We start from the raw sequence: 25,085 nt of genomic DNA on the forward strand, positions 1-25,085 counted from the left end.
CTGCCGAAGGCTGCGTCCGGCGCAAACCGGACACAGACTGGGCGCAAACCGTACGCAGACCGCACGCAGACCGTACGCGAACCGGACGCAGGCTGCGCCAGCTGCTACAGGGGCTGCCATTAACGGACTTTGAAGCGGCCCATGATCGCACTCACGCGGCTATTGGCGTCCAGCAATTGCCGGGTATTGAGTTCACTCGCCTCACCGCTTTTCACCAGTTCATCGACCATGTGACGGATCTGCACCATGCTGCGGTTGATCTCTTCGGTCACGGCGCTTTGCTGTTCGGCGGCGGTCGCGATCTGTGTGCTGAGGCTGTTGATATGGCTGACCGAACCCGCCATTTCGTCCAGTCCGGTGTTTACCCGCGAGGTTGCGTCGGCGGCGGATTGGCAGCTGACCTGAGTGTTTTCCATGGCGCTGACCGATGAGCTGACACCTTGGGTCAGGCGCGCCAGCATCTCATTGATTTCCGAGGTGCTCGCCTGGGTGCGGGCGGCCAGTGCGCGGACTTCATCGGCTACCACCGCGAAACCGCGTCCTTGTTCACCGGCCCGCGCCGCTTCGATGGCGGCGTTGAGCGCCAGCAGGTTGGTCTGACCGGCGATGGCGCCGATCACACCGAGAATCTCGGTGATGCGCTGAGCGTCCTGCTGCATGCTTTCGACTTTGCGCGTGGCGCTGGCCACTTCATCAATCAGAGCCGTTACGCTGTTGGACGCTTCACCCACCACTACCCGCGAGCGATCGGCGTTTTCGTTGGCGCGCTGAGTGAACGCTGCGGTTTCGGCGGCATTCTGCGCAACGCTTTCGGCGGTCGAACTCATTTCGGTGATCGCGGTGACGGTCTGATCGGTTTCCGAGGCGTGGCGTATCAGAATCTGACTGGTATGCGCGGAAGAGCGTTGCAGGTTGTCCAGGCCGGAGGCCATGGCCCCGGTGGCCTGGGTGACCTCGCCGATCATGTTCTGCAAGTAGGCAATGAAGGCATTGATCGAGTGACCGATGGCGCCAAGTTCATCTTCAGCACGAATAGTAATGCGTTTGGTCAGGTCGGCGTCGCCAGCGGACAGGGCGTCGATGTTGGCCTTGAGGGCTTTCATGCGCTGGATCAGCTTGCGGATGGCATAAACCTGCAAGAGCAACAGCACGATCACCATCGGTATCTGCAACAGGCTCAGGGTATTGAGGACATCGTCACGCTGAGCAGTGATCAAACGCGTCGGCAAGGCGGTGGCGAGGAACCATGGCGAGCCTTCGATGGGGCGCATGAAGAAGGTGCTGGCTTCGCCGTTGTTATCAAATTCGACTCGCTGCGCTTGATCCCGGCCCTGCAGGCCCGCTTTGACCTGACTGGCGAAAGGCAAGGTGCCGGCCAGTTCATCGATGTTCTTCAACACGATGGGCCCGCTGATGCGCGAGCTGTTGCTGATGATCTTGCCGTCGGCTTCGACGATCAGCATTTCTGCGCCGAGGTCTTTTTCCTTGCGCGCCACCAGCTCGTTGAAAAACCCGAGGGTCACATCGATTGTCGATACGCCCCAGGCGCTGCCGTTCTTTGCAATTGCCATGGCGCAGTTGGTGCGCGGTTCGGCACTTGCGTCATCTTTGTATGCCGCTGCCCAGGCACATTGGCCGCGGGGAGTTTGCATGCCGCCCTTGTACCATGCCTGGTCGTAATAATTGGGCGCTGCGTCGCTGTTCCAGAACGTGTTCACCGCCAGTTTGCCGGAGCCATCGCGATGCCAGAAGGTGCTGAACTTGTTGCGTCCGGCCTCACGTTTTTCCGGCAGCGGCCAGATACCGCCGCCAAAAACTTTCAACTCGCCGTATTGATCGACCAGGCCCGGCAGCACCCTGTCGATAGCCGCGCTGTCGAGCAATGGAATGGTCTGGGTGATGCTGCGCTGTTGTGCCTGAACCTTGTTCAGCTCGCCTTGAATCTGTTCGGCGACTTCGGCAATCCGGTTGAGTGCCACTTGCTCTTCGGTCTGGCGCAACTTGGGCGCGACCAATTGACTGATGCCTACCACTGTCAACACCGACAACAACAGGATGAACAGGACCAGAAACAGCGTGTAGCGAGCCTGGATGGTGCGGAATGCGGGCATGAATTCGGGTCCTTTTGTGTAGCGGCGTCATTGGCAGGGTGGGGCCGGTCATCTGGCTATCGGCTCGCCAGCGCCCAGCTTGAGGTGTACGTACACACGTTGCGTGTTCAGCGACGGGCGGTGAAAGACTTCTTTGTCATACCGGTCAGGAAACTGGTCAACATATACAAAAATCTGAATAACAAGAGACCAATATCAGGAAGAACCTGTAGTCCAATGACTTAAAAACTGCACTAATTGTACGGAAAGTGTAAACAGATCAAATATTCATGGCCTGGCTGAATACTTGCCCCGATACTTCCGCACCTGTCTTTTAAATTCATCCAGATTCAATAATCGCCTTACATGGAATTAGGCCATGACGATTGGATATACCGGTGCCTGGACCTCCAAAGCCGGATTGCTCGTGCAAGATACCGGCAGTAGCGCCAAGCCCGTTTCTCAAAGCGTTAAAGTCAAACAGATGCTGGCCTTGGTCGGCAACGATCCCAACGCCCTCGACACCGCGAAGATGGACAAACTGCAGGTTCACAAGCAAATAAAGGGCTTTGATCCGGAAAACGTGTCGGCCAGGTCACTGGGCAACTTGACTGCGTTTCTTAAAGCTCAAGGACTGATTAGCGATGTGACGGCTGTAACGCTGAGCAATGCAGGGGACAAGTTTGACCGTTTCGGCGTGCCGAAAGATTCAGAAGCACCGTTCAATGCGCTCGAATACTTTGCCACGCAACTGGACACTATTCAGAACAACAATTTGAAAGGCAACAAGTACGCCAACTACTTGATTCCCGAATACAAGAAGGCGATTTATGTTCTGCAGAACCTGGCCAACTATGGCAAGGGCAACGGCACCTCGGCCCCCACCGACAGGAATCTTTCCGCCAAAGCGTGAAGCCGGTGATTCTGATTCGGTGTGAAGTCGGAAATCGAAAGCGATGAGCGTCAGGGAAGCCAAATCGCTTCAGCGGCGTTAACATGAGCGCCGGCCAGCGGGCTCGACGGTGAAAACCGACGCGGCCGGGCAGGCAACAGACTACACACCGCAAACCCCCGCTTCAGGAAATGGCAATGACCCAGTCGCAACGTTTGAAGTACTCGATTCTGATTTCCCTGGTGGTACTGGCAATCATGTTTGGCCTGTCGTATCTGCAGAGCACCGGCGTGATCAGCGAGAAGCTGTTTCAGTACATCGCCATTGGCGTGGCGGTGATCGTGGTGGTGATCAATGGCGTGATGCGCCGCAAGGTCAAGCCCTGAACGACGCCTTCACCCGCGATCATTCACCATGCAGCACAGCGGCAGCTTGCGGATGCAGGCTGTAGCTTTTATCCGCGTTCAAAATGATCACGCCCTCACTGCACAAACGTTTCAAAACCTCACGCACACTGAGAAACGACAGTGGAATGTCGAGGTCCAGCAAATGACCGTGCACGCCTCGCACGCCCAGACTGCGATCGCTGGCGGCGGCACAGAGCAGGGCGTCGATGACTTTGAGACGGATCAGGCTGGTGCGCAGGCCAAAGCTCTTGAGCAGCACGCGAATCCGCTCGTTGCCGCGACGTTCATTGGTTTGAGTGAACAGGCTCGAGCCCATGGATGTGCCCACTGGCGCTTTGCTACCGTCCGTTGGCAGTTGCGAGTTGTACATGCAAAAACTCCTTTTCAGAGCCTGAACCGGAAAATGTAATGGCTGCTCTTATTGAATAAGACGTACGAGCGAGCCAAATCATGAAGACCCGGATGTAGAAAATTCGTCGCCATCACGTCGCAAAGCCGTAAAACCCCGCAAAAAGTGCGCTTCAGCGCGTTAAATTTTTATCGTCACAATCGTTTCTGAATAAGGCTCATTGCGTGTCGACGCGCAGGGTGTGACCTTAGATTTCGATCAGGAGCAAGCGTGATTATTTCCAGGCAATTAACGAGGCTGAGCCTTGCAGGTGTGATGCTGGGCCTGAGTCTTGCGGCCAGCGCACGCAGCCAGCCGGAGCAAGCGACAGCGGACATCCGGCGCACCACTTTCGGTGTGCCGCACATTCGCGCCGACAACGAGCGCGGTCTTGGCTACGGGATCGGCTATGCCTACGCGCAGGACAATCTGTGCCTGCTGGCCAATGAAATCACCACGGTCAATGGCGAGCGCTCTCGCTATTTCGGACCTGATCAGCGGACGGTCGAGGAACGCCCCAATCAGGCCAGTGACCTGTTTTTCACCTGGCTCAATACGCCTGATGCGGTCGATGCTTTCTGGAAGGCGCAGACTCGTGAGGTTCGCGACCTGGTTGACGGGTACGCGGCTGGCTACAACCGCGCATTGGCAGAACGCCGGGCTCAAGGTTTGCCGCAGCAATGCCAGGGCGAATGGGTTCGCGATATCACGGTGCAGGACATGGTCAAGCTGACCCGTCGTTTGCTGGTCGAAGGCGGAGTAGGGCAGTTCGCCGAAGCGCTCGCCGGTGCCACGCCGCCCGCCGCGGCAGAGGCGTCGAATCGTGATGCAACATCGTTTCAAGTAGCCGATTCGCGTTTGCAGCGCTTCGCCCTGGAACGCGGCAGCAATGCCGTCGCGGTGGGTAGCGAACGCTCGTTCAACGGTCGCGGCATGCTTCTGGCCAATCCGCATTTCCCGTGGGTCGGCGGCATGCGTTTTTATCAAATGCACCTGACCATTGCGGGCAAACTCGATGTAATGGGCGCCGCGCTGCCGGGTTTGCCGATGATCAACATCGGTTTTAACCAGCACCTGGCGTGGACCCACACCGTGGATTCGTCCAAGCATTTCACCTTGTACCGATTGCAGCTCGATCCCAAGGATCCGACCCGTTTCATGCTCGATGGCAAGTCCATGCCCATGACGCAGCAAACCGTGACGATCAAGGTCAAACAGGCGGACGGGCAGCTCAAGCCGGTATCCCGAGTGATCTACAGTTCGCCATTCGGGCCGGTGGTGCAATGGCCCGGAAAACTCGATTGGGACAAGCAGTTCGCCTACAGCCTGCGCGACGCCAATCTGGACAACGATCGCGTGCTTGAGCAGTGGTACGCCATGAATCGCGCCGCCAGCCTTGCCGAGCTGCAAACGTCGGTTCAGCAGATTCAGGGCATCCCCTGGGTCAATACTCTGGCTACCGACGATCAGGGCCAGACGCTGTACATGAACCTGTCGGTGGTGCCCAACGTCAGTGCCGCCAAACTGGCTGGCTGCAGCGATCCGCGTGGCGGGCTGCGCATAATCGTCCTCGACGGTTCCACTAGCGCCTGCGCCTGGGACAACGACCCCGCCGCGGCGCAATCCGGTATTTACGCGGCCGACAAATTGCCGCAAATGATCCGCCGGGATTTCGTTCAGCATTCCAACGATTCGGCGTGGATGACCAACCCGGCGCAACCGCTGACCGGTTTTTCGCCCTTGATCAGCCAGGAGGGTCAGCCCCTGGGGCTTCGTTCGAGGTTTGCGCTTGACCGCCTGGCAAGCCTGGACAAGACGGGCAAAGTTTCAGTGAAGGATCTGGAAAGGATGGTAATGGACGATCAGGTCTACCAGGCCGAACTGGTCATGCCCGATTTGCTCATGTTGTGCGCAAACTCAGGTTCCAATGCGTCAACCCTGGCGCCGTTGTGTGCCAGCCTGAAAGCCTGGGACCGCAGTGCAAATCTGGACAGCGGGCTGGGCCTGGTGCATTTCCAGAATGTGATGCACGCACTGGAGGACTTGCCTGATGCGTGGCGCGTCGCGTTCGATCCGAAAGATCCCCAGCACACACCGCGTGGCCTGGCGATAGATCGGCCAGAGGTGGCCAAGGCAATCCGCGATGCGATGCTGAGTTCCGTGGACATGCTCAAAACGGCGGGAGTCGATGCCGTGACGAAATGGGGCGATATCCAGGTGGTCAGCAGTGGTAGCCAGCAGACACCAATCCACGGCGGGCCGGGCACATTAGGGGTGTATAACGCCATCCAGAGCGTGCCGAGATCGGACGGCAAGCGCGAAGTTGTCAGTGGCACCAGCTATCTGCAGGTCGTGACCTTCGATGACAAAGGGCCGCAGGCGCGCGGGGTGCTGGCCATGTCGCTGTCCAGCGACCCGCAGTCGAAGCACGCCAGCGACCAGACGCAGGCGTTCTCCAAAAAACAGTTGAGCGTGTTGCCATTCACCGAACAGCAGATCACCGCAGACCCTCACTACCGGGTGTTGACGATCAGCGAGCAGGACGAAAAGGCCGCGAAGGTGGCCAGGCACTGAAATACGCGTTAGGGAAAAAGAAGGCCACACCCGGAGGGGTTGTGGCCTTCAGCTTTTTGGCGGTTGCTGCGGAATGGAATTGAGCACCGGATTGCCGTGCTTGTTTCGAGTGACATACACCGGCAGGACCTTGGGCAGGGAGCCCAGCAGGCTGTCCAGATCCTTGATGTTGTAGATGCCGCCGAGACGAATTGCCCCCGTCCCGCTGTCAGCCAGCATCACCGGCTTGCCCAGATACCGATTGATTAACGGCAAGGCTTCGGACAGCGCCAGATTGTCGAGCACCAGTTTGCCCTGACGCCAGGCAAGTGCGTTGTCGCCAGCGTCTGTCTGGCTGATGCGAGGCGTGTAGTCGCCGCGTTTATAGCGCGCCTGCATCGACGGGCTCAGACGCAGGCCATCGCCCGGCAGGTCATCGTTGCTGCTGACCAGTACCGAACCTTCGATGAGATTCACGCGAACCTGATCCTCGTACATCCACACATTGAACTGGGTGCCGGTCACCCGAATCCGGCCATCCGCAGCCTTGACAATGAACGGGTGGGTAGCGTCATGGCTGACCCTGAAAAATGCTTCGCCTTTTTCCAGGGTCAGCCGGCGCTGATCCTTGTAATTGCTGAACGTCAAGCGCGTACCCAGGTTCAGCTCGAGCTGACTGCCATCGCTGAGGGTCACCTGGCGCACCGCATTGGTTGCTTCGAAACGCTCCCAGGAATTGGGCAGCAGCCCGAAATTCCACCCGGTAAAGGCCGCCAATGGCAAGGCCACCGCGCAAATGACAACGGCGATGCCCAGGGTGCGCCAAGGCGTTGCCGGTTTGCTGCGAGTGGCTGGCGCAACTCCCTCCAGGCCGGGTAAATCCCCTGCAACGTCCCAGATCTCGAGCATGGCCTCGTACTCGATCGCATGCAGCGGGTCGGCGTTGAACCAGTGCTCGAATGCCAGCCGTTCCTGCGCAGTGCAGTCGCCCGCGTGCAGACGCATGCACCAGTGCGCTGCGGCATCGGTGATGGCGTCATGTTGGGCTTGCGAGGGAAGTGTGTCGGTCATTGACTCATCCTGATTTAGCGCATTCTAACCCTGAGACCAACGCCGGGAGAACAACCGTCATGGCAATTACCCATCAAATGCGCCGTTAATTTTCCTGTCATGGAGTGCTGACGTGCAGTTTGCGACCCAACTGAGTGATCAGCCAAGTGACACTGTCAGCATTGGCAAGCTGCACCGTCAGCCTGCTTAGCCCATCTTTCTTGAATTTCGTCCGGGCTCCCGCAAGGTTCTCTTCGCCTGTCAATCGCAGAACAATGTCTTTCGCTCGAGAGGTGTCGCCCTGCGCCGTATCGCCAAAATCCTCCCAGTTGCCAGTATCAGGGTCCTGCTGCATGAACAACTGCGTGTAGGGCGTCTTGATCGAAAGCGTAAGGTTCTGTACAGCGGCCAGCGCTGTCTTGAGTTGGTCGCCCTTTGCGGTGGACCCGTCAATCAGATCGACAAAAGGCCGGGAAGAGTCGATATAACAGATATCTTCGGTTGCGCTGACCAAGTGCGAAAGCTCGTGGAGCAGGGTCGCGGCTCGCGCATGGGTCCGGATCGGGAACGTAGTGTCTGTCAGGTATCGACGGTAATGATCGTACTTGGGCCTGAAGAATTTTTCAGCCAGGTAAATTTTGTTTTTTTCATCAGTGGGCACGGTGAAGGCGAATGTGTGCTCTGCATCGTCCAGAAGCCTGCCGACCACGAAGCGTTTGGATTTCGGATGTCTGAGTGTGGGCTCCAGCAAAGCGGCAAAGATCTCTCCGATGACTTTCTCAAGCTTCTGCGCGAAGGTGTCCGGTACCGCCTCCACGCCTGTGAAATCCATGATCAATTGATGCACCGCAGTGATGTTGCCGTCAGTGGCCTTGAGTAACTGCAAGTTGCGAAGGCTGTTCCATGCATAATTCGTTGCCAGGTCCAGCGCTTCATTGATCTGGCGCGCCTTGATCGGATACAGCAGCCGGATGGCTTCCATGCCGCGGGCTTCCACATTCATGTCCGCATAAACGACGACAGCGGTTTCCAGCCGTTTTCGCAGGCTGAAGCGGGCGGGCGAAGCTGCACGACTGAACAACCAGTCTTTTTTCAGGTTTTGCAGCACTTTGGGGCCTCGCACTTGGCCCCCGGCAATGCGCCACTGCTTACCGTGTTTCTGCACGGGGAACACTTTCCCGGCAATTGGCGCATACGTTTTTTTCGTGGCGTTGTCGGTGTACAGCCCCAGTACCGCGTCGTGTGTCAAAGCGCTGAGATCAATATCGGCTCTCGCCAGTTTCTGCAAGTGCGTGCGATCGGGGGCGGTGAGGTCAACGTCCGGCCAGGGCGCGGCAGTGGTTGCATCGGGCTCCGCCAGGTCGGCAGTCGAGACGTTCTCCGCCTGGCCTTCCATCGATTTTCGCAACATCACCAACTGCGCTATTGCACTGATGAATTCCTTGAAGGCTGCACCCCACTGGTGCATCTGCAAATCTTCCGCAGACTGTTTGACATCGCGGAAGCTACGCCAGACCGTGATGGGGTAGGCGAGTTTGCCCATGACAAAGGAGCTGGCCACGGCAATGTCTTCACCGAAAACATGTTTGATCGCTGCCCACTCATCCCGGGAATCGCTGTCCGCCTGGCAGCCCAGCAGCCGACCCAGCAAGGCAACGTTATCGTCGAGTAAATGTTTGAACAGTCCGCCCTTGATCGGGGAGGAGGCAAGGGACGCGGTTGGTTTGTTGGCCTCCGGTGCCCAGTGCGCCTTGCACAATGCGCGCTCGGCGGGGAGCAAACGGTTAAGCGTCCAGTCCTGCAGCGGCCCTTTGTTTTTCAGCGCGGCCAGCAACTGATTTTCGTCCTCGTATTCTTTCACGCTGTGCGTCGGGCTATAGGGCGCGATGAGAATCAGGCGTCCTGCGGCCGGTTGTTCGGGGCCAATCAGCCACATGCCCGGCACCGTGATCCTGGCAGCGCTTTTGATGCCGTCCAGCTCCAGTCGGCGGATGATTGCATTGGTGCCCGCCACAGCTTTGCGTGCCGTGGCGTCAGGCATGTCCATGATCTGGCAGATAAGGTCGAAACCCGCCGGGCTCAAGCGCTCCTGGAGCTTTTCGGCATGGGCGTAGAGCATCAGCTGCCAGGGCAACTGTGCAGCAAAACGATTCCTGCGATCGGTGACGCCCTTGTCTGTATCGGCGAACGCGGCGGTTAAGGCTTTTTGCTGATGTTCACCTGGTTTCAGATTTTTAATCAGGGTTTTGATGTAGCCCTCGTTCATCCCGTCGGGAATGTTACTGGCGTTCAGGGACTTGACGGTGAAGCGCGCCTGTTCCAGATCGTCCACGTGAGTCAGGGCGAACTGCGTCAGAGTTTGCTCGCTGGCGGCGGACATCAGACGCGGACTGATTTGCACCTTGTCCGGATCCAGGTCGAAGGTGTCAGTCTTGAGCTGTTTGTGCAGTTCCCGATGCGCCGTGCTTGCCAGCGTGTCTATCCCACTGAGGAAATCCTGGTCACTGCTGACGTTGTCGAGGTATTGCTGAGCCAGTTCTGCGTGCAATACCTGGTCTTCAATGGTCGCTTTGCCCAGCCATGCCGGCAGTTTCTCCGGCGTTGCCAGGTAATCGGCAATCCTGATGGCGCGGTGCAGTCCTGTTCGTGGCTGGCGCACTGCGACCAGTTCCAGCAGGTTCGTTTTCGTCTTTTCGGGCAGCGTGGTGGCCAACGCGTCGGTGACGCTGGCCGTGTTCAGATGAACGTTTGGCTTTTGCAGGTATTCAATAAAATGCTCATCGATCCGCTGTAGCGGTGCCAGGACACAGGTCTTGAGGGCCGATCGCTGACTGGGTGCAAGGTTTTCCAGGAGGAAGGTGCGAAGGTCTTCGTCTTCGAGGCGGCGACCCAGCTCGTCCAGCAACGGCTGCACGCCCGAAAAAGTTTCAAAGCCTTGCGCCGGTGTCCACAGCACCGCCTTGCCAGAATGTCTGACGTCCAGCCCGCCTCGTTCGGTGACGACAAAACAGCTGGCAAGCTGAAGCGCGTCGCCGGATGACTCGGGCTTGAGCGCAAGGGCGTAGACGTCGGGGAAAAAGCCGTTCAATGCAGGTCGTTGCGAACGGATCGGACTGTCGAGCAGCGTTTTGATGATCGCCTGTTCCGGGGCGTCCAGCGTGCGGTCAATGCCGCGCAACTTGCGTTCACTGCGCAGTGCCGCCGTCATCACGTGTGTGACATCCGCCTGCAGAGCAGGCAGCAATGGATTGATCAAAAGCTCAACCTCGGCCACCGTCCTGGCAGTGGGCGCAATGGCAGAGCGTTCTCGCAGACGTTTCTCCAGCGCCTGTTCAAGGGTGGTCAGCAGTGTCAGCTGCTCTTTGGCTGACTCGGCACGGACGGTCGCTGGTCGCGAACTCCAGCGTTGGTCGACGCGTGTGCTCCAGCGCCCACTGGCTTCGGTGGTGAGCAGCCGGTCATCAATCAGGCCGCGTACATCCAGCGCACTGTCGCACAGGGCGCCGGGGTCGAGCGCGCCGCCGCTTTCGCGAAACCGGTTCAGCGCATAGTTCAGGTTGTCGCGCTGCTTGCCGAGGATGTCGGCCATCAGTTGTTCAAAAACTGCGCCGTGGACAGGAACACCTTTTATCTCGCGCTCATCCGCCGGCAATGCGAGGAAGGTGCCACGCTCTTCCAGCGACATGTAATTAAGCAGCGTGTCTTCATGACCCTGGCTTTTCATCATGTCCAGAACGACTGTTTTTACTGCTGCGAGGTGATCGGTCGCTTCGAGTCCCCTGGACTGGGTGTAGAGGAAACCGAGTATGCCTTCGCCTCCGAACTTCAAGGTCGAGGCCAGCTCCACGTAATGTTTGAGGGGGGCCGTCACCCGCACTTTTTCAATACTGAGCAGGGGATCCACTACGAACGGATCGCCGACACTTCGAAGGCGCAGGTACTCATCGGCGCTGAGGACGCGTGATTGCCGCAGCAGCAGGATTCTTGCGTAGTAGGCGTCGCGAATGCTCTCGCTGAAAAAATCCAGACGTGATTTACCGGCACTCATCGGCGAGTTCCAGAATGTCTCGATCAAGCTTTGCACGTGCGGTGTAAAGCTTTGCGCAATTTCCTTGACTGCGCTTTCCCACGCTTGATTATCGGCGTCGGTGCTCGTGCGATGTCGGGGGTTGGTGAATACCCTGGTAATGCCCGGCGGCCACTGATTGTTCAAGTAGAAATACAACAGTGCATCGCTTAGCGAGAGGGATGAATGGGTGTGCAAGTCGTCACTGCCGGCAATGGCAGAATGAGTGTTGAGGTAGGTGGTTAACCGGGTCAACCGCTGGTCCAGTCCGGGGAATGGCTTGAGTAGTGCATTCTTCAGGGATTCGTCCAGCATCGCGTGCAGGGTGGGCGTTTGCAGCAACGCGTTGCTCATCAACTGAAGATTGTCGCGCTGGTTGATTTCAAGGAGTGCCTCCTGGTCCTCGAAAACCGCACCTTCAATCGCTTCGGCAGTAATGTCTGCCACTGCGTCTTCCGTCCAGGCGCTGCGCTGCTGGACAGAAAGAAAGCGCAACAACTCGCGCTTGCCTTCATCCAGCGCCAGCCATTCCTTAAGTTTGCTTTTGAGGTCGTGCATGTCCGCGAACTTGATCAGGCCTTTCCAGGGCGTGTAGAGCGTCACTTCCGTGCCGCCGGGACGACTCAAGGCAAATGCGCCTGCCAATGGCGTGTTCGCGGTGCCGGGTCGCGTCAGCACAAGTCGGTTCGCCATCATGGGCGCTTTGTGCGCGGTACGCGCTGCCTGCGTGGCCAGGTACACATTTTGCAGCCACTTGAGATCGTCGAGACTCAAGCGCAGGGCTTTTTCACGATCGCCGGGTTGCTTGGCCTGGGATGCGGTTTCTGCCTCGTCAAAAAAATAGGGCAATGAAGATGTCGTCATGGGTGTGCTCCTCGGAGTTTGCGATCGACGCTGAGCGCAAAAGCGATAAATCGAGGCAGCAAGTTAGAGCGAGGCTGATGGGAGAGTGCGGTACATATTGCTGGGGGCAACTGTGTTGCCGTGACTTGACAGCATACGGGTGGAGCAGCGCTTAATCAGTCCTGGTCCCGGGATGCCTCGCCTCCATGACCTGCCCTGTCGCCCGTACTCGATAATAAAACTGGAGCTTCAGATGACCGTAACGCCCGAAGCAGCCTTGAGTGCACCCCTGCAAACACTTGAATTCGACGCGCTCGTGGTATTGCTGGAACAGATTTTTTTACGCCACGGCACCTCCGCCAATGTCGCCAGGACGCTCGCCCTCAATTGCGCCGGTGCCGAAAGGGATGGCGCTCATAGCCATGGCGTATTTCGCATCCCCGGCTATGTGTCGACTTTGAAAAGCGGCTGGGTAGACGGACAGGCCGTACCGGTGGTGGAAGACGTCGCCTCCGGGTTTGTCCGGGTAGATGCCGGCAATGGTTTCGCTCAGCCAGCTCTCGCGGCGGCTCGCTCGTTACTGGTAGAAAAAGCACGCAGCGCCGGGATCGCGGTGTTGGCGATTCGTAACTCTCATCACTTCGCCGCGCTGTGGCCGGATGTCGAACCGTTTGCCTACGACGGTCTGGTAGCGTTGAGCGTGGTCAACAGCATGACCTGCGTGGTGCCGCATGGGGCTGACCGGCCGTTGTTCGGTACCAACCCGATTGCCTTCGCCGCACCGCGTGCCGATGGTGAGCCGATTGTGTTCGACCTGGCGACCAGTGCGATTGCTCACGGCGACGTGCAGATCGCTGCGCGCAACGGTGAACGTTTGCCTGAAGGCATGGGCGTTAACAGCCTGGGCCAGCCGACGCAGGATCCGAAAGCGATTCTCGAGGGTGGTGCATTGCTGCCGTTCGGCGGGCATAAGGGCTCGGCGCTCTCGATGATGGTGGAGCTGTTGGCTGCGGCACTGACGGGGGGCAATTTCTCGTTCGAGTTTAACTGGTCGGATCACCCGGGTGCGAAGACACCATGGACCGGTCAGTTACTGATTGTGATTGATCCGGGCAAGGCAGCGGGGCAAGGCTTTGCAGAGCGTAGCCAGGAACTGGTGCGGCAGATGCATGGGGTAGGGCTGAAGCGCTTGCCGGGCGATCGGCGTCATTCTCAACGGGCGAAATCCGCGCAGGATGGGATCAGACTGGACAAGGCAACGCTGGAGAACTTGCGGGTACTGGCGGGGCTTGAAGCGTAGGTTCGGTGCTGGTTAACCGACGAGAGCTCACTCTCGTCGGTCGTTACTCAATGACTTGCGTTTAGCGGCGACCGAGCAGCAGTCCGACCACCAGGCCAAAACCGGCAGAAATCGCCACGGTTTGCCATGGATGCCCACCAATGTAGGTTTCTGTGGCCTGCACTGCCGGCATTGTACGGTCGCGCACGTTGCCGACCGAATCCCGCGCCTGCTGGAGCTTCTGGGCGATCTGACCACGCAGGGTTTCCGCTTCTTCGCCTACCAGCGAAGCGCTGCTCTTAAGCAGCTTTTCCGATTCCTCGATCAGCGCCTGAAGTTCGCTGAAAGCCTGATCCTTGATCTGTTCTTCGGCGGTTTGTTCGGCAGTTTTCCGAGCCATTGAGGTTTCTCCTTGCATTAAATGAGCAGTGAACAATGGAGTCCCCCGATGCCTGAAAAGTTGCACGGGGTGAACGTATTCGGCTGACCCTGGAACAAATCCGGCGCCGGACATTTCCCCCTACGGTGTAAGATGTCACCTATTTACGCAGCAGGAGAACATCCATGAGCTTTAACCTGGCCGACAAATCCCATGCTGAACGTGCGGCCCTCGAAGATGAAAAATCCCGCCTGTTCGATTTGTGGCAAAGCAACCTGGGCAAAGCCAAAGGCGAGGCCGCACGGTTGTTCGCCGAGCGTGCCAAGCGCAAGGGTAAATGGTCCGAGTGGGTCCGGTCCGAGCTCGACGGGATGTCGCCGCCAGAGTTCGCCAACATGGTGCGCAGTGAAGTCAATCGGCTGATGGCGGCGAAATGATTTCAGCGGTTCGGCCATTTGGCGGGCCGGACGGGGGCGTACTTTGGCGTACGCCCCGGTTTTTTGAGGGGCCCTGGCAGGGCTATCCCAAGTAGCGTGCGACGACCGCCCGGCATTTGCCGTCCATTGAGTAACCACCGACGATTAATTTGCCATCGTCCTGCACCACCAACGACGTGGCGCAATCCAGGCTGCGTCCCAAGCGGGTGCGAACCCAGCCTGCGCCGTGACCGAAGCGATCATCAAGCTGACCATCAGGCCGATAACGGGCGAGAATAAAGTCAGCTTCAACACCGCCCATCGTAGCGCCCGCGCACACCACACTGCCATCCGCCTGCGTCTGCGCGGCAGTCCAATGACAACCGTACTCGCCGATCTCCAGCAATTGTGCGTGGCCTGCGTTGCAATGTTGGTCCGGACGACCGTTGCTGTGAATCTTCAACGCGATGCAATGCATCGGGTCGCGGCTGCTGCCAAAGCACAACACATCGGCGTCGGTTAGTTGGACTAGCTGACAGACCTGAACGCTGCGCTCTTTGGCATTGACGCTCATAAACCCGTCGACGGCGAAACACTCGTCCAGCCGACCATCGGGAAGATAGCGCGCAAGCAAGCCTTGTTCAGGGAAATTCATCGACCCGCCGACCATAATTCGGCCATCGCGCTGCACCAGAAGACTGCCGAGCCTGGAATTCATCAGCAGATGCCGAACTACAACAAAGCCACGGCCATTGAAGGATTCGTCGAGCGATCCGTCGCTGTTGAGGCGAATCAGCATCGCAGCCTGGTCCGCCATCTCGAAGTGATGATTGGCCACCAGCACAATTCGGCCGTCGTCCTGCACAGCGATTGCGCAAGCCTCGACGTCGGGAACACCGGCCGGCAGCCACGTATTGCGGACGCCCAGAGAAAGATTGCCCGGTAGACGCACGACACAGCGACCGTTGTCGCCAAACCCTCGTACGGCATTGCCATCCTCATCGAAGAGCGCGAGCGCGGGCAGGGTGCAATGAGCGTTTTCGTAATGCAGGCCTGCGACCAGGATATTGCCATCAGGCAGGACAAGAACCTCTTCGGCCATGGCCTCAAAACCATGCTGGAACTGGCTGACCACGCTGCCTTGATAAGCGAACATCAGGTCGGCCGAACCATCTGCGAGCAGTCGCGCCAGACCAAAACGGCTACCGCCCGGGGTGCCGACCTTGGCCGCGACCAACAATCGGCCTTGCCCGTCGACAGCAACGCCGTTGGTCATGCTTGAAACGCTGCCCGGGAAGTAGACGTGGGTCTTGCCAGCGGCAGCGAAAGTCTTGTCGAGTGTTCCAGCGTCATCAAGCCGCGGAGCCAGCGAGGAGAGGTTCTGGACGGACATGCACGCATCTCCTTGCGAGTCGTCTCTAGCCAAAATTGGCAGGCGACCTGGATGGGATAGGTATTCAACCGCTGAACACCCCGGTGCACAACTGTCAGAAGAACCAGATGAAGGGTCGTTGTGTGCCAGAACACTGGCCTTTCGACTCACTTCAAAGCCTGACAAGTAACCGCACTTCCATTCGCGCGTTTTAAAAACTCTCCGGACAAAGCTGCATTGCCAGAAAAGCGCGGATTACTGTGCAGTAATCCGCGCCGATATCAGTGTGGCATCGACCACGATTGCAGCGCATAACCTTCACGGCTCAGTTCTTCACGAGCTTGTTCCAGTAGATGCTCAAGTTGTGCTGGATCGGTGTAGGCGCTGCTGGGTATTTGCTTGCTCCCGATGCGGGTATTAGTGCGGTCAATAACGGTCAGGTTGAGCTCACCGTTACCATCCTGCAGGGCCCAGGCCACACATTGGAAAGGTTTAAAAGCGCGGTCGGCGATCAAAAGAGCTTCGTTGATACGGAGCGGGGCGGTCATGGGATTCTCTCTTTATGCCCAGTCAGGTGATGTGCCGTCGGTTGGGCTGACCGTGCGGCTGGTTACTTGTACTGATGTCCGTACCCCAGCTTCGGGTCACACTTGAACCAAACAAATTTCAACTTTCTTTCGTTTGATCATTGCTTGCCCAGATAACGAAAGAATAATAAAAGGGGCAACTTTGTTAGGGAGCTAACAACGTGTTCAGCTTATAACTGCTTTTTCAGTGTTCTTATAGTCAATCGGTACAAGGCGCCGTCAATTTCTTGCTAATGTTACAGCCAGGCCCGCCAAACGACTGTTTTTAATAATATTTCCCATATTTTGGCGCCAAGGAACAGTCATGACCGAAGCGCCTGCTCTACGACGATTGTTAGTGGTGGACCCCTGTGATGATTGCCATCGTCTTCTCCCAGGCTTGCGCTCAGTCGGATGGGACGTCGATAGCTGCACCCTCGACGATGCTGTCGACCGCGCTTGCGATGTCGGGCTGCTGCGCCTGCAACCTTTTCATCTGGAACGCCCGGATGCCGTCAAGGAGCTGATCAGCCGCAGTGGCACGGAATGGATCGCCGTGCTTAATCAGGAAGTTCTGCGACTACAGAATGTCGGTGATTTTGTCTGTGAATGGTTTTTTGATTTTCATACCTTGCCGTTCGACGTGTCGCGGGTTCAGGTAACCCTGGGCCGTGCCTTCGGCATGGCACGCCTGCGCGGGCAAGGCACGGTCCACATCAATCAGCCCGAGCACGAACTGCTGGGCGACAGCAAACCGATTCGCGAACTGCGCAAGCTGCTGAGCAAACTGGCGCCGACCGAGTCCCCGGTATTGATCCGTGGCGAAAGCGGCACCGGCAAGGAGCTGGTCGCGCGTACGTTGCACCGGCAATCGCAACGGCACAGCAAACCCTTCGTTGCGATCAATTGCGGCGCCATCCCCGAGCACTTGATCCAGTCCGAATTGTTTGGCCACGAGAAGGGCGCTTTCACCGGTGCGCATCAACGCAAGGTCGGGCGCATCGAAGCGGCCAACGGCGGCACGTTGTTTCTCGATGAGATCGGTGACTTGCCTCTGGAACTGCAAGCGAATCTGCTGCGTTTCCTGCAGGAAAAACACATCGAGCGTGTAGGCGGCAGTCAGCCGATTCCGGTGGATGTGCGGGTTTTGGCGGCGACAAACGTCGACCTCGAAGCGGCCATCGAAAAGAAGCGCTTTCGCGAAGATCTGTATTACCGCCTCAATGTGCTGCAGGTTGTCACCGCACCGTTGCGTGAGCGGCATGGCGACCTGGCGATGCTGGCCAACCACTTTTCACACTTCTACAGCCATGAAACCGGACGTCGGCCACGCAGTTTCAGCGAAGACGCGCTGATCGCCATGGGCAAACACGACTGGCCGGGCAACGTTCGCGAACTGGCCAACCGCGTGCGCCGTGGTTTGGTGCTTGCAGAAGGACGGCAGATCGAAGCACGCGACCTTGGTTTGATCAGTCAGCACGCCATCGCTGCGCCGATGGGCACCCTTGAGGATTACAAGACCCGCGCCGAACGCCAGGCGTTGTGCGATGTGTTGAATCGTCACAGCGACAACCTCAGCGTCGCTGCCCGCGTGCTGGGCGTGTCGCGGCCTACGTTTTACCGCTTGCTGCACAAGCACCAGATCCGCTAGGGCGGGTGAAACGAAAAGGCCCGCTGCGATGAGGATCGCAGCGGGCCTTTTCCATGTCGGTCAGAAGTAGTACGGGAATTTCAGGCTGAAGGTGAAGTCCGGGGCGTCATCGGTCAGGCCGATCGACAGGTTGGGCACGATGGTCAGGTTGTCGCTCGCGGCGACCGTCATGCCGATGTTGAAGTAGCCGGCGTTGGCGTCGCTGGAGGTGACTGATTGCCAGTCGCCGCCATCTTCCTTGATCTTGCTTTTGCGTTGCACCAGATCGGACACCGAGAACGACATACTCATCTTCTCGTTCAGCGCAAACGCGACGCCGGCGCCGATCTGGAAGCTGTCCCCGATGCGTACTTTGCCCGGGGTTTTCTGGTTGACCGTGGAGCTGATGTCGTCGAAGGATTCTTCGAGGTTGTGCGTATAAGACAGGCTGCCGAACAGCACCGCCGGGTCGAACGTCTTGACCAGCGAGATACCGGGGCTGATCGACCAGACGCCATTCCCGGTGGGCAAGGTATCGGGGACGAACAGGTTGGTATTGGCATCGGTCTGGCGCAGCTTGATGCCGAACGGGTCCTTGCCGGTTGGCGCCTTGACCCGCAGAGTAAGCACGGCATCCGGTGAACTGACCGATTCGTCCATGAACTTGTAGGCAATGCCGAAGTTGACGTCGCCGATGTCCGGATCGCGGGTGACACTGTCTTCCGTGGTGACGCCGGCAGAGCCTTGGTTACCGCCGCCGGACTGATAGGTCGATTCGCGGTAGAGCACCGGCACGTTGAGGTCGAACTGCCAGCGATTGTCGAAGTTGTAACGACCGGTAAGGTCCAGCGTCCAGGTGTCGGCCTTGATCCGGTCGAGATTAATGTTGCCGAGGAATATCGAGTCCAGCGCGAGAAAGCCGTTGAGGATCAACTGACGTGTGTCGTATCGCGAATAGGTGATCCCGGTTTCGACGCTGAACTTGCCGCCACCGAAAAATCCGCTGGCCTCGTCATACAGGTTGGAAACGCTTTGTGCCGGTTGCGAGTCGTCCGCCAGCGATTGTCCGTAAGAACTGCCGCCGCCGGCCGCACCGCCCGATGCCGCTGCGGCGCCAGTACCGGTGGCGACGCGATTGCCTTTCATGTCCGATGGCGATTTGGCCAAACGCTTGGGTTGTGGGGTTGCCGGTTGATCTTCGACTTGACGAACCCGTTGTTCCAGTACCGCCAGGGCTTTTTGTTGTACTTCGTATCGTTGCTTCAGCTCCAGCAGCTCCTGCTTGAGCGCCTCAATGTCCGCATCGGGTGCTGCTTGCAGCAAAGCCGCCGGGAACAGGGTGCTCAAACAGACGACTGCGCGCAGTGATACTGATCGATACATGAAATAAGCCGTCCCTTTTAGCCTAATGATCGAGAGTCAGCGTAGTTCAATATCCCACACTGCGTAGTGCGGTCAGTTGGGACAGATTGCAGTCCAACGCACCGGCACTCGGTCCATTATTGTTAAGTACAACATTGAGTTGCGTGAGGTTGCTGACGAGGTTGCTGTTGCCTAGCAGACGCGTGTTTTGCAGCAGTCCGCCGGCGGCTACCTGCTGTAGCGCAGTGCCCTGATTGTTGTTTGCGGCGATCGCCATCTGCACGCCGCCGCCGGATGACGACACGGCAATGCTGCCGGCAGAGTTGCTGCCAGTGATGGTCTGCCCGCTCGCCAATACCTGGCCTTGCGGCACTGCGGTAACCGGCGGCGCCACGGCGCTTTCGCTGACGTCGATGGAAACATTGTTGGCGGCGGTGTTGCCATCCCCTGCGGCGCGCACACTTTGCGTAATGCCTTGCGCCGTCGCGAGCCCCGCGCCGCCGACAATGGTGCCGGTGCCCTGACTCGGCACGGCGGCGTTGCTGTTGGCTTGACTGTTGCCGGACTGAGTGTAAGTCGAGACGTAGAATTGCGGTTTGACCGTGGCGGCCTGGATCTGCATCGAACCGCTGGCCCCGATCATGTCGCCGCTGGCATTGCGCCAGGTGGTACTCATCACCACACCAAAGCTGATGATCCGCCCCGGCATGACATATCGACCGCGCAGCTCGGCGAGCTCCTGGTCCTTGATTTCGACAGGTTTGAATCCGTTGGCATAACCTGACGCGCTCGCCGCCAGGCAGGCGGCGGCCAGCCAGTATGAGGTTTTCATTTGCTGCTCCCGGGGGCATCCTGCCCCACAAACCATCCTGGCGATTAAAAGAAGTCGCTCTGTATGAATCCGAAATCCATCAATTCAGCATCTTTGACCGGGTTGAAGCCATCGAGCTTGTTCTTCGCCGTGAGCGGTTCCGGTGGGCTGCGTAACGCATTGGTTTTGTCATAACCGGGCCCGACGATAGCGAAGACAATGCCGTTCCAGCCTTTCACAAAGTCATCGTGGGAGTAGCGTTTGTGCCCCAGCACCGGGTCGCCGATGTAGACCCAGTTCTTGTCGGAGCGCTGCAACACCACGAAATGCTTGTAGCCGCGAATGTCCATCAGCACCACCACCGGAATCGTCACCGCGTCGAGCTTTTCCGGCGGGATCTTGTAGCCCCGGGCGCGCATGCCGATGCTTTCTATGTAGCGCTTCATGTCCAGCATGGAGAAACCTTGCGTACGGACAAGGTCATGGTCAGCATTGACCAGCATGCCTTTGATGATGTGCTCCTCATCGACGTCGAGCCAGTAAGCTTGGCGTAACACCGTTGCCAGTGCAGCAGCGCCGCAACTGAAATCGGTTTTCTGTTCGACGATGTCGCTGAACTTGCGCTCACGCAGACTCTGTACTTCCTTGTAGACAAGCATGCCGCCGGGCAAGGCCGCGACGGGCATCTGTCCAGCCTGTGTCAGACCAGACAGGCAGAGCAGGGCGAGGAAGGCAGTCTTTCGCATGGTCAATACGCCTTGACGTGCTGTGGAAAAGCCCCGTCGCCGGGGCTTTGATTGCGATCGCGATTACAGGCAGGCTCTGCAGCCGGCAGCGATGGATAGCGAGTTGCTTTGCTGGTTGCCCACACCCGACGATACGTTGGCGCCGCCGTTGCCGGAGAAGCTGTTCATCGAGTTGGTCATGGTGGACACATTGGTCACAGGGTTTTTCCAGCCGTTGGGTGTCATCACTTGTTGAGTGGTCACACCTGCCAGGCCGAATACGCCGACCGCCACGAAGTCCGACGTGGTGTCGCCGTTGCCACCGCCGTGGCCGCCCCTATTGCCCCAACCGCCGTTGTTGTTGCCTTCGGTGGTGGCAGTGCCTGCAGCGACAAATCCGCCTGCGCCGCTGAAAGTGCCGGTCATGGTTTCCGTGGTGTAGGCCTGGTCGGCATTGTTGGTGACCGTCAAGCCAGAGGAGCTTTGGTTGGCCGAGGCAGCCGCCTGAGCGACGCGCCCGCCGGATACGGCGATGGCCAGGTTGTTTTTCTGTTGGTTGAAGTTGCCGGACGTCACGTTGATGCCGATGTTGCCGGAACCATTGTTGCCTGCGTTGTTGAGTGAAGAAGCATTGGTATTGGAGTAGTTGGCGACGGTGTTGCCGGTATTGTTCTGAGTAGCGCTGGACGCGGCGATGGCGTTGCCGAAAATAAAGGCTTCATCGGCGGTGGCCAGTGCAGCGGCGTTGTCTTGCTGGTTGCCATCGCCGGCTGCAACGTTCGCGCCCATGTTGCCGTTGGAGTTGTTCAGCGAACTGTCGATGGCGGCGCCATTCTGCGTGCCCTGATTGAGCACAGCATTGCCCGAGTTGTTCTGAACATCCATGACGGTGGCCCCGGCACCGGCAGAGATGGACAGAATCTGATCAAGGGTTGGGCCCTGTGGACCGTTGTTGCCATGACCGTTGCCGTGGCCATTGCCATGACCGTTGCCACGGTCGGCGGCTTGTGCTGCGATTGCCATCACTGCTGCGAGAGCGAAAACCAGTGGTTTCAAGGCCGTTGTAGGTTTCATGGTGTCTCTCCGTGCTTATTAGTCGGTTAAGTGTTGATACGTTCCAATCGCACTGCGTACGGGTCAGTCAGCGACCCGGATGCTCAGGGTGTTAGCCATGCGGTTCCCCACCCCGGCACTCTGGTTCACCTGAATCACGCCCCGGCTGCCGGTGAAGGCCTGGTCGCTGGTGACGACCTGGCGACTGCCGATTGGGGTGCCAGTTGCTCCCGAGCCTGGTAAAAACGCCACGTTCTGTTGAGAAAGGGCGCTGTCGTCAACGCTTTGCGGGCCGGCACTGATGTCGATCCGCACAACGTTGGCCATCTGGTTGTTGGCCCCGGCGCTCTGGTTGACGCCCAGCACACCGTTGCCATTGCTGAATGCTCTGCCGCCGATAGTGCTCGTCGCGTTGATCGACGGGTCGGCGGGCGTGGTGATGCGTTGATTTATGCGTGTGGTCGCGCCGGCGTCGGTGCCGATGGAGATGGCCCGCACATTGGTTTGTTGCTGTTGGTCGCCGGCCGCCTGATTGACGTTGAAGTTACCTTTGTATTGCATGCCGGAGTCTCGTAGTTGGGCGGAGCTGATCGCGCTGACGCTCGACTCGGCCATGGCGCTGGCGGTGACGAAAAGGGCAATGAATAGCAGCAAGCGATTCATCTCATTGGCCTCCTGCCAGTCTGCTCAGTGGCGCGAGGCCGGAGCTCATGGCGCGATTGACCGTGCCGGAAATCGCGCCGCCGCTGCCGCCCTGGTGTCCGGCGCTCATGCCTGGCATTCCGTTGGGATTGGTGACGACGTTGAGGCCCTGCATGCCGCCCATGGTCGGGTTGGCATTGCCACGAAACGCAGTGCCGCTGGCGACGCTGGCGAAATCGCCATCGCTCAGTTCGTTGTTGACGCGCTCCGAAGGGTTGGCGTTGACGGTGGTGGGGTAGGGGTCTTTGCCACCATCGCGGCCAAAGTGGTGCGGCTGAACATCGCGATCAAGGACGATGACACCGTTGCCTTGCGCCTGAGCCGGCAGACTCAGCACCGCGCCGGCAGCACATCCAATCAGCAGTGATATACCTTTTTTGAAGATCCCCACGGCGGCAATTCCTTCTCTGTGCGCTGGCTCGGGTCAGCGTTGAGACGGAGTCAGCGAAAGCTGTGCCCGATTTGCAATTGCGCGTGATTTCAATAGGTTGGCGTCGAATGGAAGGGAGGCCGGTCAGGACTGTTTCATCCATGAGACGGGCGACAATGCCTGCGAGCCCACGCCAGCATCGTATCGCTCTGGAATGGGGCTTTGCAGTGGTCTGTATCGCCTGTGTGACAGTCGGCAGGGGAACGGCACGGGAGCGTTGAAACGGCCTGTCCAGAGGGGGAGAAGTGTTTCAGGGACGGACACATTTGCCCCGATCCCGGGGAAATCGCCAGGGCAAATCCCCACATGCCGGGTTACAGGCCTAGCAGTTGGGCAACGGCTGCCAATGCCATGCGCCTGCGTTCAGCCCAATCGCCGCGTAATACCTGGACAGGTTGTTGGTGGCCCAACAGCCAGGCCAGGGTCTGTTCGAAAAATGCCTGACGTACGCTGAGCTCAGGTTGGCAGCGCTGACCGTCGTCAGTCCATTCGACCTGTTCGGGAGACAGCAGCAGGTGCAGATCGTATTGGCGCGAGAGCAGGGCCGGTTCGATCCACGCCGGACAGTCGCCAAACAGGGTCTGGCTCCAGAGGATATTGCTGAGCAGGTGCGTATCAAGGATAAGCAAAGGCGGCTGCAGTGCTCGAGCGGCGTCTTCCCATTGCAATTGCCCGCGAGCGATGGTGGGTATATCTGCCAGCGTCGTGTCTCGCGGATTTTGCTCGATGAACCATCGCACGTATTCATCGACCAACAGGCCGCCGAACTGCGCCTGCAATTGCGCGGCCAGCCAGCTTTTGCCGCTGGATTCGGGCCCGGTGAGTACCAGTACTTTCATGTGCGCAAGGCCAGATCGGCCCGCCATTCGCGCCAGCCCTGCACTGCCAGCAGTGTAAACAGCCCGTACAGTGCCGCCGTCAGGTACAGGCCTTTATAGATGAACAGGCCGACGAAAATCACATCGACGACAATCCACAGTGGCCAGCACTGCACGCGTTTTTGGGCCATCCATAGTTGCGCCACCAGGCTGAAACCGGTCAGCGCGGCATCCAGCCACGGCTGCGCTGCGTCCGTCCAGTGGGCCATCGCGGCGCCGAGCAGCAAGCTGCCGACGGCCCCGATGGCCAGGCTGAACACCACGGCTTGCTGACCAAGACGACTGACCTGCCGACCTTGATGCGCGTCGCCCGAGCGGGTCCACTGCCACCAGCCGTAGACCTGCAACGCGGCGTAGATCACTTGCAGCAACATGTCCGAATAGAGTTTTACTTCGAAAAAAATCCAGCTGTAGAGCAGCACCATGACCAGCCCGATGGGCCAGCACCAAGGATTCTGTTTGACCGTCAGCCAGACGGCAATCACGCCGAGGGCGGCGGCAAACAGTTCGAGGCCGGACATGGAGTTTCCTTGGGGAAGTCGCAAAGGGTGGCGATTGTAACGGCAGGCGCAGGCAAAGGAGAACCTCCAAAGCCAACCCGATCCCTTAGCAGCTGCCGAGCTTGCGAGGCCAACGCGATGCTGTAGCAGCTGCCGAGCTTGCGAGGCCAACGCGATGCTGTAGCAGCTGCCGAGCTTGCGAGGCCAACGCGATGCTGTAGCAGCTGCCGAGCTTGCAAGACCGACGCGATGCTGTAGCAGCTGCCGAGCTTGCGAGGCTGCGTCCGGCTGCGTAGCAGTCGTAAAATCAGCCAGTGCGGTGCATCAGGAAAGCCGCGTATTGCGGGGTTACGATTGCTGCGCCCGATCGCGGCCCGAGCCGAACGCAGCCTCGCAGGCTCGGCAGCTGCTACAAAAGCAACGCAGCCTCGCAGGCTCGGCAGCTGCTACAAAAGCGACGCAGCCTCGCAGGCTCGGCAGCTGCTACAAAAAGGACAAGGAGAACATCCAAAGCCAACCCGATCCATAGCAGCTGCCGAGCTTGCAAGACCGACGCGATGCTGTAGCAGCTGTCGAGCTTGCGAGGCTGCGTCCGGCCGCGTAGCAGTCGTAAAATCAGCCAGTGCGGTGCATCAGGAAAGCCGTGTATTGCGGGGTTACGATTGCTGCGCCCGATCGCGGCCCGAGCCGAAC

At 58.7% G+C, this 25,085-nt stretch carries 21 protein-coding genes; 6 read left to right on the forward strand and 15 right to left on the reverse strand.

All coding sequences use genetic code 11. The annotated features are described in order from the left end of the window. Window positions 1–119: 119 nt before the first annotated feature. Window positions 120–2,111 carry a methyl-accepting chemotaxis protein gene (locus F8N12_RS15640; protein ID WP_150581233.1) on the reverse strand — a complete coding sequence of 664 codons (1,992 nt, stop codon included), beginning with the start codon at window positions 2,109–2,111 and terminating at the stop codon, window positions 120–122. A gap of 358 nt (window positions 2,112–2,469) precedes the next feature. Between F8N12_RS15640 and F8N12_RS15645 the strand changes: the two genes are divergently transcribed. Both F8N12_RS15645 and F8N12_RS15650 read left to right on the forward strand, forming a co-directional pair. Beyond that, window positions 2,470–3,003, forward strand: a complete 534-nt coding sequence (locus F8N12_RS15645) for a hypothetical protein (protein ID WP_150581234.1) — start codon at window positions 2,470–2,472, stop codon at window positions 3,001–3,003. A 176-nt stretch (window positions 3,004–3,179) separates the two neighbouring features. Then, window positions 3,180–3,368, forward strand: a complete 189-nt coding sequence (locus F8N12_RS15650; protein ID WP_150581235.1) for a hypothetical protein — start codon at window positions 3,180–3,182, stop codon at window positions 3,366–3,368. A gap of 19 nt (window positions 3,369–3,387) precedes the next feature. Here F8N12_RS15650 and F8N12_RS15655 read toward each other — a convergent pair whose 3' ends face one another. Further along, window positions 3,388–3,759, reverse strand: a complete 372-nt coding sequence (locus F8N12_RS15655) for a fe2+ zn2+ uptake regulation protein (protein ID WP_150581236.1) — start codon at window positions 3,757–3,759, stop codon at window positions 3,388–3,390. A gap of 249 nt (window positions 3,760–4,008) precedes the next feature. Here F8N12_RS15655 and F8N12_RS15660 point away from each other — a divergent pair, with 249 nt between their 5' ends. Next, window positions 4,009–6,351, forward strand: a complete 2,343-nt coding sequence (locus F8N12_RS15660; RefSeq protein WP_150581237.1) for an acylase — start codon at window positions 4,009–4,011, stop codon at window positions 6,349–6,351. Window positions 6,352–6,399: 48 nt separating this feature from the next. On the opposite strand, the gene F8N12_RS15665 is transcribed toward F8N12_RS15660, so the two are convergent. Beyond that, a complete protein-coding gene (locus F8N12_RS15665) occupies window positions 6,400–7,401 on the reverse strand; it encodes a FecR family protein (protein ID WP_150581238.1) in 1,002 nt (333 codons plus the stop codon). A 97-nt stretch (window positions 7,402–7,498) separates the two neighbouring features. Further along, entirely contained in the window at window positions 7,499–12,310 is a 4,812-nt protein-coding gene (locus tag F8N12_RS15670; RefSeq protein ID WP_150581239.1) for a dermonecrotic toxin domain-containing protein, read from the reverse strand. 232 nt (window positions 12,311–12,542) lie between these two features. Between F8N12_RS15670 and F8N12_RS15675 the strand changes: the two genes are divergently transcribed. Continuing rightward, window positions 12,543–13,589 carry an Ldh family oxidoreductase gene (locus tag F8N12_RS15675; protein ID WP_150581240.1) on the forward strand — a complete coding sequence of 349 codons (1,047 nt, stop codon included), beginning with the start codon at window positions 12,543–12,545 and terminating at the stop codon, window positions 13,587–13,589. Between the two features lie 61 nt (window positions 13,590–13,650). Here F8N12_RS15675 and F8N12_RS15680 read toward each other — a convergent pair whose 3' ends face one another. After that, window positions 13,651–13,968: a DUF883 family protein gene (locus tag F8N12_RS15680; RefSeq protein ID WP_150581241.1), complete on the reverse strand. Its 318-nt coding sequence runs from the start codon at window positions 13,966–13,968 to the stop codon at window positions 13,651–13,653. A 164-nt stretch (window positions 13,969–14,132) separates the two neighbouring features. Here F8N12_RS15680 and F8N12_RS15685 point away from each other — a divergent pair, with 164 nt between their 5' ends. Then, the gene (locus tag F8N12_RS15685; RefSeq protein ID WP_150581242.1) at window positions 14,133–14,384 is read left to right on the forward strand and encodes a hypothetical protein; all 252 of its coding nucleotides are present in this window, start codon (window positions 14,133–14,135) and stop codon (window positions 14,382–14,384) included. 82 nt (window positions 14,385–14,466) lie between these two features. Here the strand turns inward: F8N12_RS15685 and F8N12_RS15690 are convergent, their stop codons facing one another. Together F8N12_RS15690 and F8N12_RS15695 are read right to left on the reverse strand one after the other, a co-directional pair. After that, window positions 14,467–15,756, reverse strand: coding sequence for a hypothetical protein (locus F8N12_RS15690; protein ID WP_150581243.1), 1,290 nt, complete (start codon window positions 15,754–15,756; stop codon window positions 14,467–14,469). Between the two features lie 260 nt (window positions 15,757–16,016). After that, entirely contained in the window at window positions 16,017–16,283 is a 267-nt protein-coding gene (locus F8N12_RS15695) for a hypothetical protein (RefSeq protein ID WP_150581244.1), read from the reverse strand. A gap of 343 nt (window positions 16,284–16,626) precedes the next feature. On the opposite strand from F8N12_RS15695, the gene F8N12_RS15700 reads away from it, so the two are divergent. Next, window positions 16,627–17,952 carry a sigma-54 dependent transcriptional regulator gene (locus F8N12_RS15700; protein WP_150581245.1) on the forward strand — a complete coding sequence of 442 codons (1,326 nt, stop codon included), beginning with the start codon at window positions 16,627–16,629 and terminating at the stop codon, window positions 17,950–17,952. 60 nt (window positions 17,953–18,012) lie between these two features. Here F8N12_RS15700 and F8N12_RS15705 read toward each other — a convergent pair whose 3' ends face one another. The 8 genes from F8N12_RS15705 to pnuC form a co-directional block, all read right to left on the reverse strand. Further along, window positions 18,013–19,314 (reverse strand): transporter, encoded by a 1,302-nt coding sequence (locus tag F8N12_RS15705; protein WP_150581246.1) that lies wholly within the window; start codon window positions 19,312–19,314, stop codon window positions 18,013–18,015. A gap of 46 nt (window positions 19,315–19,360) precedes the next feature. After that, complete coding sequence (locus tag F8N12_RS15710; protein ID WP_150581247.1) at window positions 19,361–20,125, reverse strand: hypothetical protein; 765 nt, start codon at window positions 20,123–20,125, stop codon at window positions 19,361–19,363. 44 nt (window positions 20,126–20,169) lie between these two features. After that, window positions 20,170–20,850: a C39 family peptidase gene (locus F8N12_RS15715; RefSeq protein ID WP_150581248.1), complete on the reverse strand. Its 681-nt coding sequence runs from the start codon at window positions 20,848–20,850 to the stop codon at window positions 20,170–20,172. Between the two features lie 63 nt (window positions 20,851–20,913). Further along, entirely contained in the window at window positions 20,914–21,903 is a 990-nt protein-coding gene (locus F8N12_RS15720; RefSeq protein WP_150581249.1) for a heme utilization protein, read from the reverse strand. Between the two features lie 63 nt (window positions 21,904–21,966). Continuing rightward, window positions 21,967–22,545, reverse strand: coding sequence for an adhesin (locus F8N12_RS15725; protein WP_150581250.1), 579 nt, complete (start codon window positions 22,543–22,545; stop codon window positions 21,967–21,969). 1 nt (window position 22,546) lies between these two features. Then, on the reverse strand, window positions 22,547–22,975 hold the full coding sequence (locus F8N12_RS15730; protein WP_150581251.1) for a hypothetical protein: 429 nt from the start codon (window positions 22,973–22,975) through the stop codon (window positions 22,547–22,549). A gap of 353 nt (window positions 22,976–23,328) precedes the next feature. Beyond that, a complete protein-coding gene (locus F8N12_RS15735) occupies window positions 23,329–23,853 on the reverse strand; it encodes an AAA family ATPase (RefSeq protein WP_150581252.1) in 525 nt (174 codons plus the stop codon). Further along, a complete protein-coding gene (gene pnuC, locus F8N12_RS15740; protein WP_150581253.1) occupies window positions 23,850–24,413 on the reverse strand; it encodes a nicotinamide riboside transporter PnuC in 564 nt (187 codons plus the stop codon). Before pnuC ends, F8N12_RS15735 begins: the two co-directional genes overlap by 4 nt. Between the last annotated feature and the right edge of the window lie 672 nt (window positions 24,414–25,085).

The organism is Pseudomonas fluorescens, from assembly GCF_902497625.1.
Classification (GTDB): domain Bacteria; phylum Pseudomonadota; class Gammaproteobacteria; order Pseudomonadales; family Pseudomonadaceae; genus Aquipseudomonas; species Aquipseudomonas fluorescens_BQ.

Excerpts from the sequence above, each read along its gene's own strand:
- F8N12_RS15720 (WP_150581249.1), bottom strand. The coding sequence starts at position 21,903 with ATGAAACCTACAACGGCCTTGAAACCACTGGTTTTCGCTCTCGCAGCA.
- F8N12_RS15700 (WP_150581245.1), top strand. The coding sequence starts at position 16,627 with ATGACCGAAGCGCCTGCTCTACGACGATTGTTAGTGGTGGACCCCTGT.
- pnuC (WP_150581253.1), bottom strand. The coding sequence starts at position 24,413 with ATGTCCGGCCTCGAACTGTTTGCCGCCGCCCTCGGCGTGATTGCCGTC.
- F8N12_RS15710 (WP_150581247.1), bottom strand. The coding sequence starts at position 20,125 with ATGAAAACCTCATACTGGCTGGCCGCCGCCTGCCTGGCGGCGAGCGCG.
- F8N12_RS15685 (WP_150581242.1), top strand. The coding sequence starts at position 14,133 with ATGAGCTTTAACCTGGCCGACAAATCCCATGCTGAACGTGCGGCCCTC.
- F8N12_RS15690 (WP_150581243.1), bottom strand. The coding sequence starts at position 15,756 with ATGTCCGTCCAGAACCTCTCCTCGCTGGCTCCGCGGCTTGATGACGCT.
- F8N12_RS15665 (WP_150581238.1), bottom strand. The coding sequence starts at position 7,401 with ATGACCGACACACTTCCCTCGCAAGCCCAACATGACGCCATCACCGAT.
- F8N12_RS15680 (WP_150581241.1), bottom strand. The coding sequence starts at position 13,968 with ATGGCTCGGAAAACTGCCGAACAAACCGCCGAAGAACAGATCAAGGAT.
- F8N12_RS15655 (WP_150581236.1), bottom strand. The coding sequence starts at position 3,759 with ATGTACAACTCGCAACTGCCAACGGACGGTAGCAAAGCGCCAGTGGGC.
- F8N12_RS15640 (WP_150581233.1), bottom strand. The coding sequence starts at position 2,111 with ATGCCCGCATTCCGCACCATCCAGGCTCGCTACACGCTGTTTCTGGTC.
- F8N12_RS15725 (WP_150581250.1), bottom strand. The coding sequence starts at position 22,545 with ATGAATCGCTTGCTGCTATTCATTGCCCTTTTCGTCACCGCCAGCGCC.
- F8N12_RS15715 (WP_150581248.1), bottom strand. The coding sequence starts at position 20,850 with ATGCGAAAGACTGCCTTCCTCGCCCTGCTCTGCCTGTCTGGTCTGACA.
- F8N12_RS15650 (WP_150581235.1), top strand. The coding sequence starts at position 3,180 with ATGACCCAGTCGCAACGTTTGAAGTACTCGATTCTGATTTCCCTGGTG.
- F8N12_RS15670 (WP_150581239.1), bottom strand. The coding sequence starts at position 12,310 with ATGACGACATCTTCATTGCCCTATTTTTTTGACGAGGCAGAAACCGCA.
- F8N12_RS15735 (WP_150581252.1), bottom strand. The coding sequence starts at position 23,853 with ATGAAAGTACTGGTACTCACCGGGCCCGAATCCAGCGGCAAAAGCTGG.
- F8N12_RS15695 (WP_150581244.1), bottom strand. The coding sequence starts at position 16,283 with ATGACCGCCCCGCTCCGTATCAACGAAGCTCTTTTGATCGCCGACCGC.
- F8N12_RS15705 (WP_150581246.1), bottom strand. The coding sequence starts at position 19,314 with ATGTATCGATCAGTATCACTGCGCGCAGTCGTCTGTTTGAGCACCCTG.
- F8N12_RS15675 (WP_150581240.1), top strand. The coding sequence starts at position 12,543 with ATGACCGTAACGCCCGAAGCAGCCTTGAGTGCACCCCTGCAAACACTT.
- F8N12_RS15645 (WP_150581234.1), top strand. The coding sequence starts at position 2,470 with ATGACGATTGGATATACCGGTGCCTGGACCTCCAAAGCCGGATTGCTC.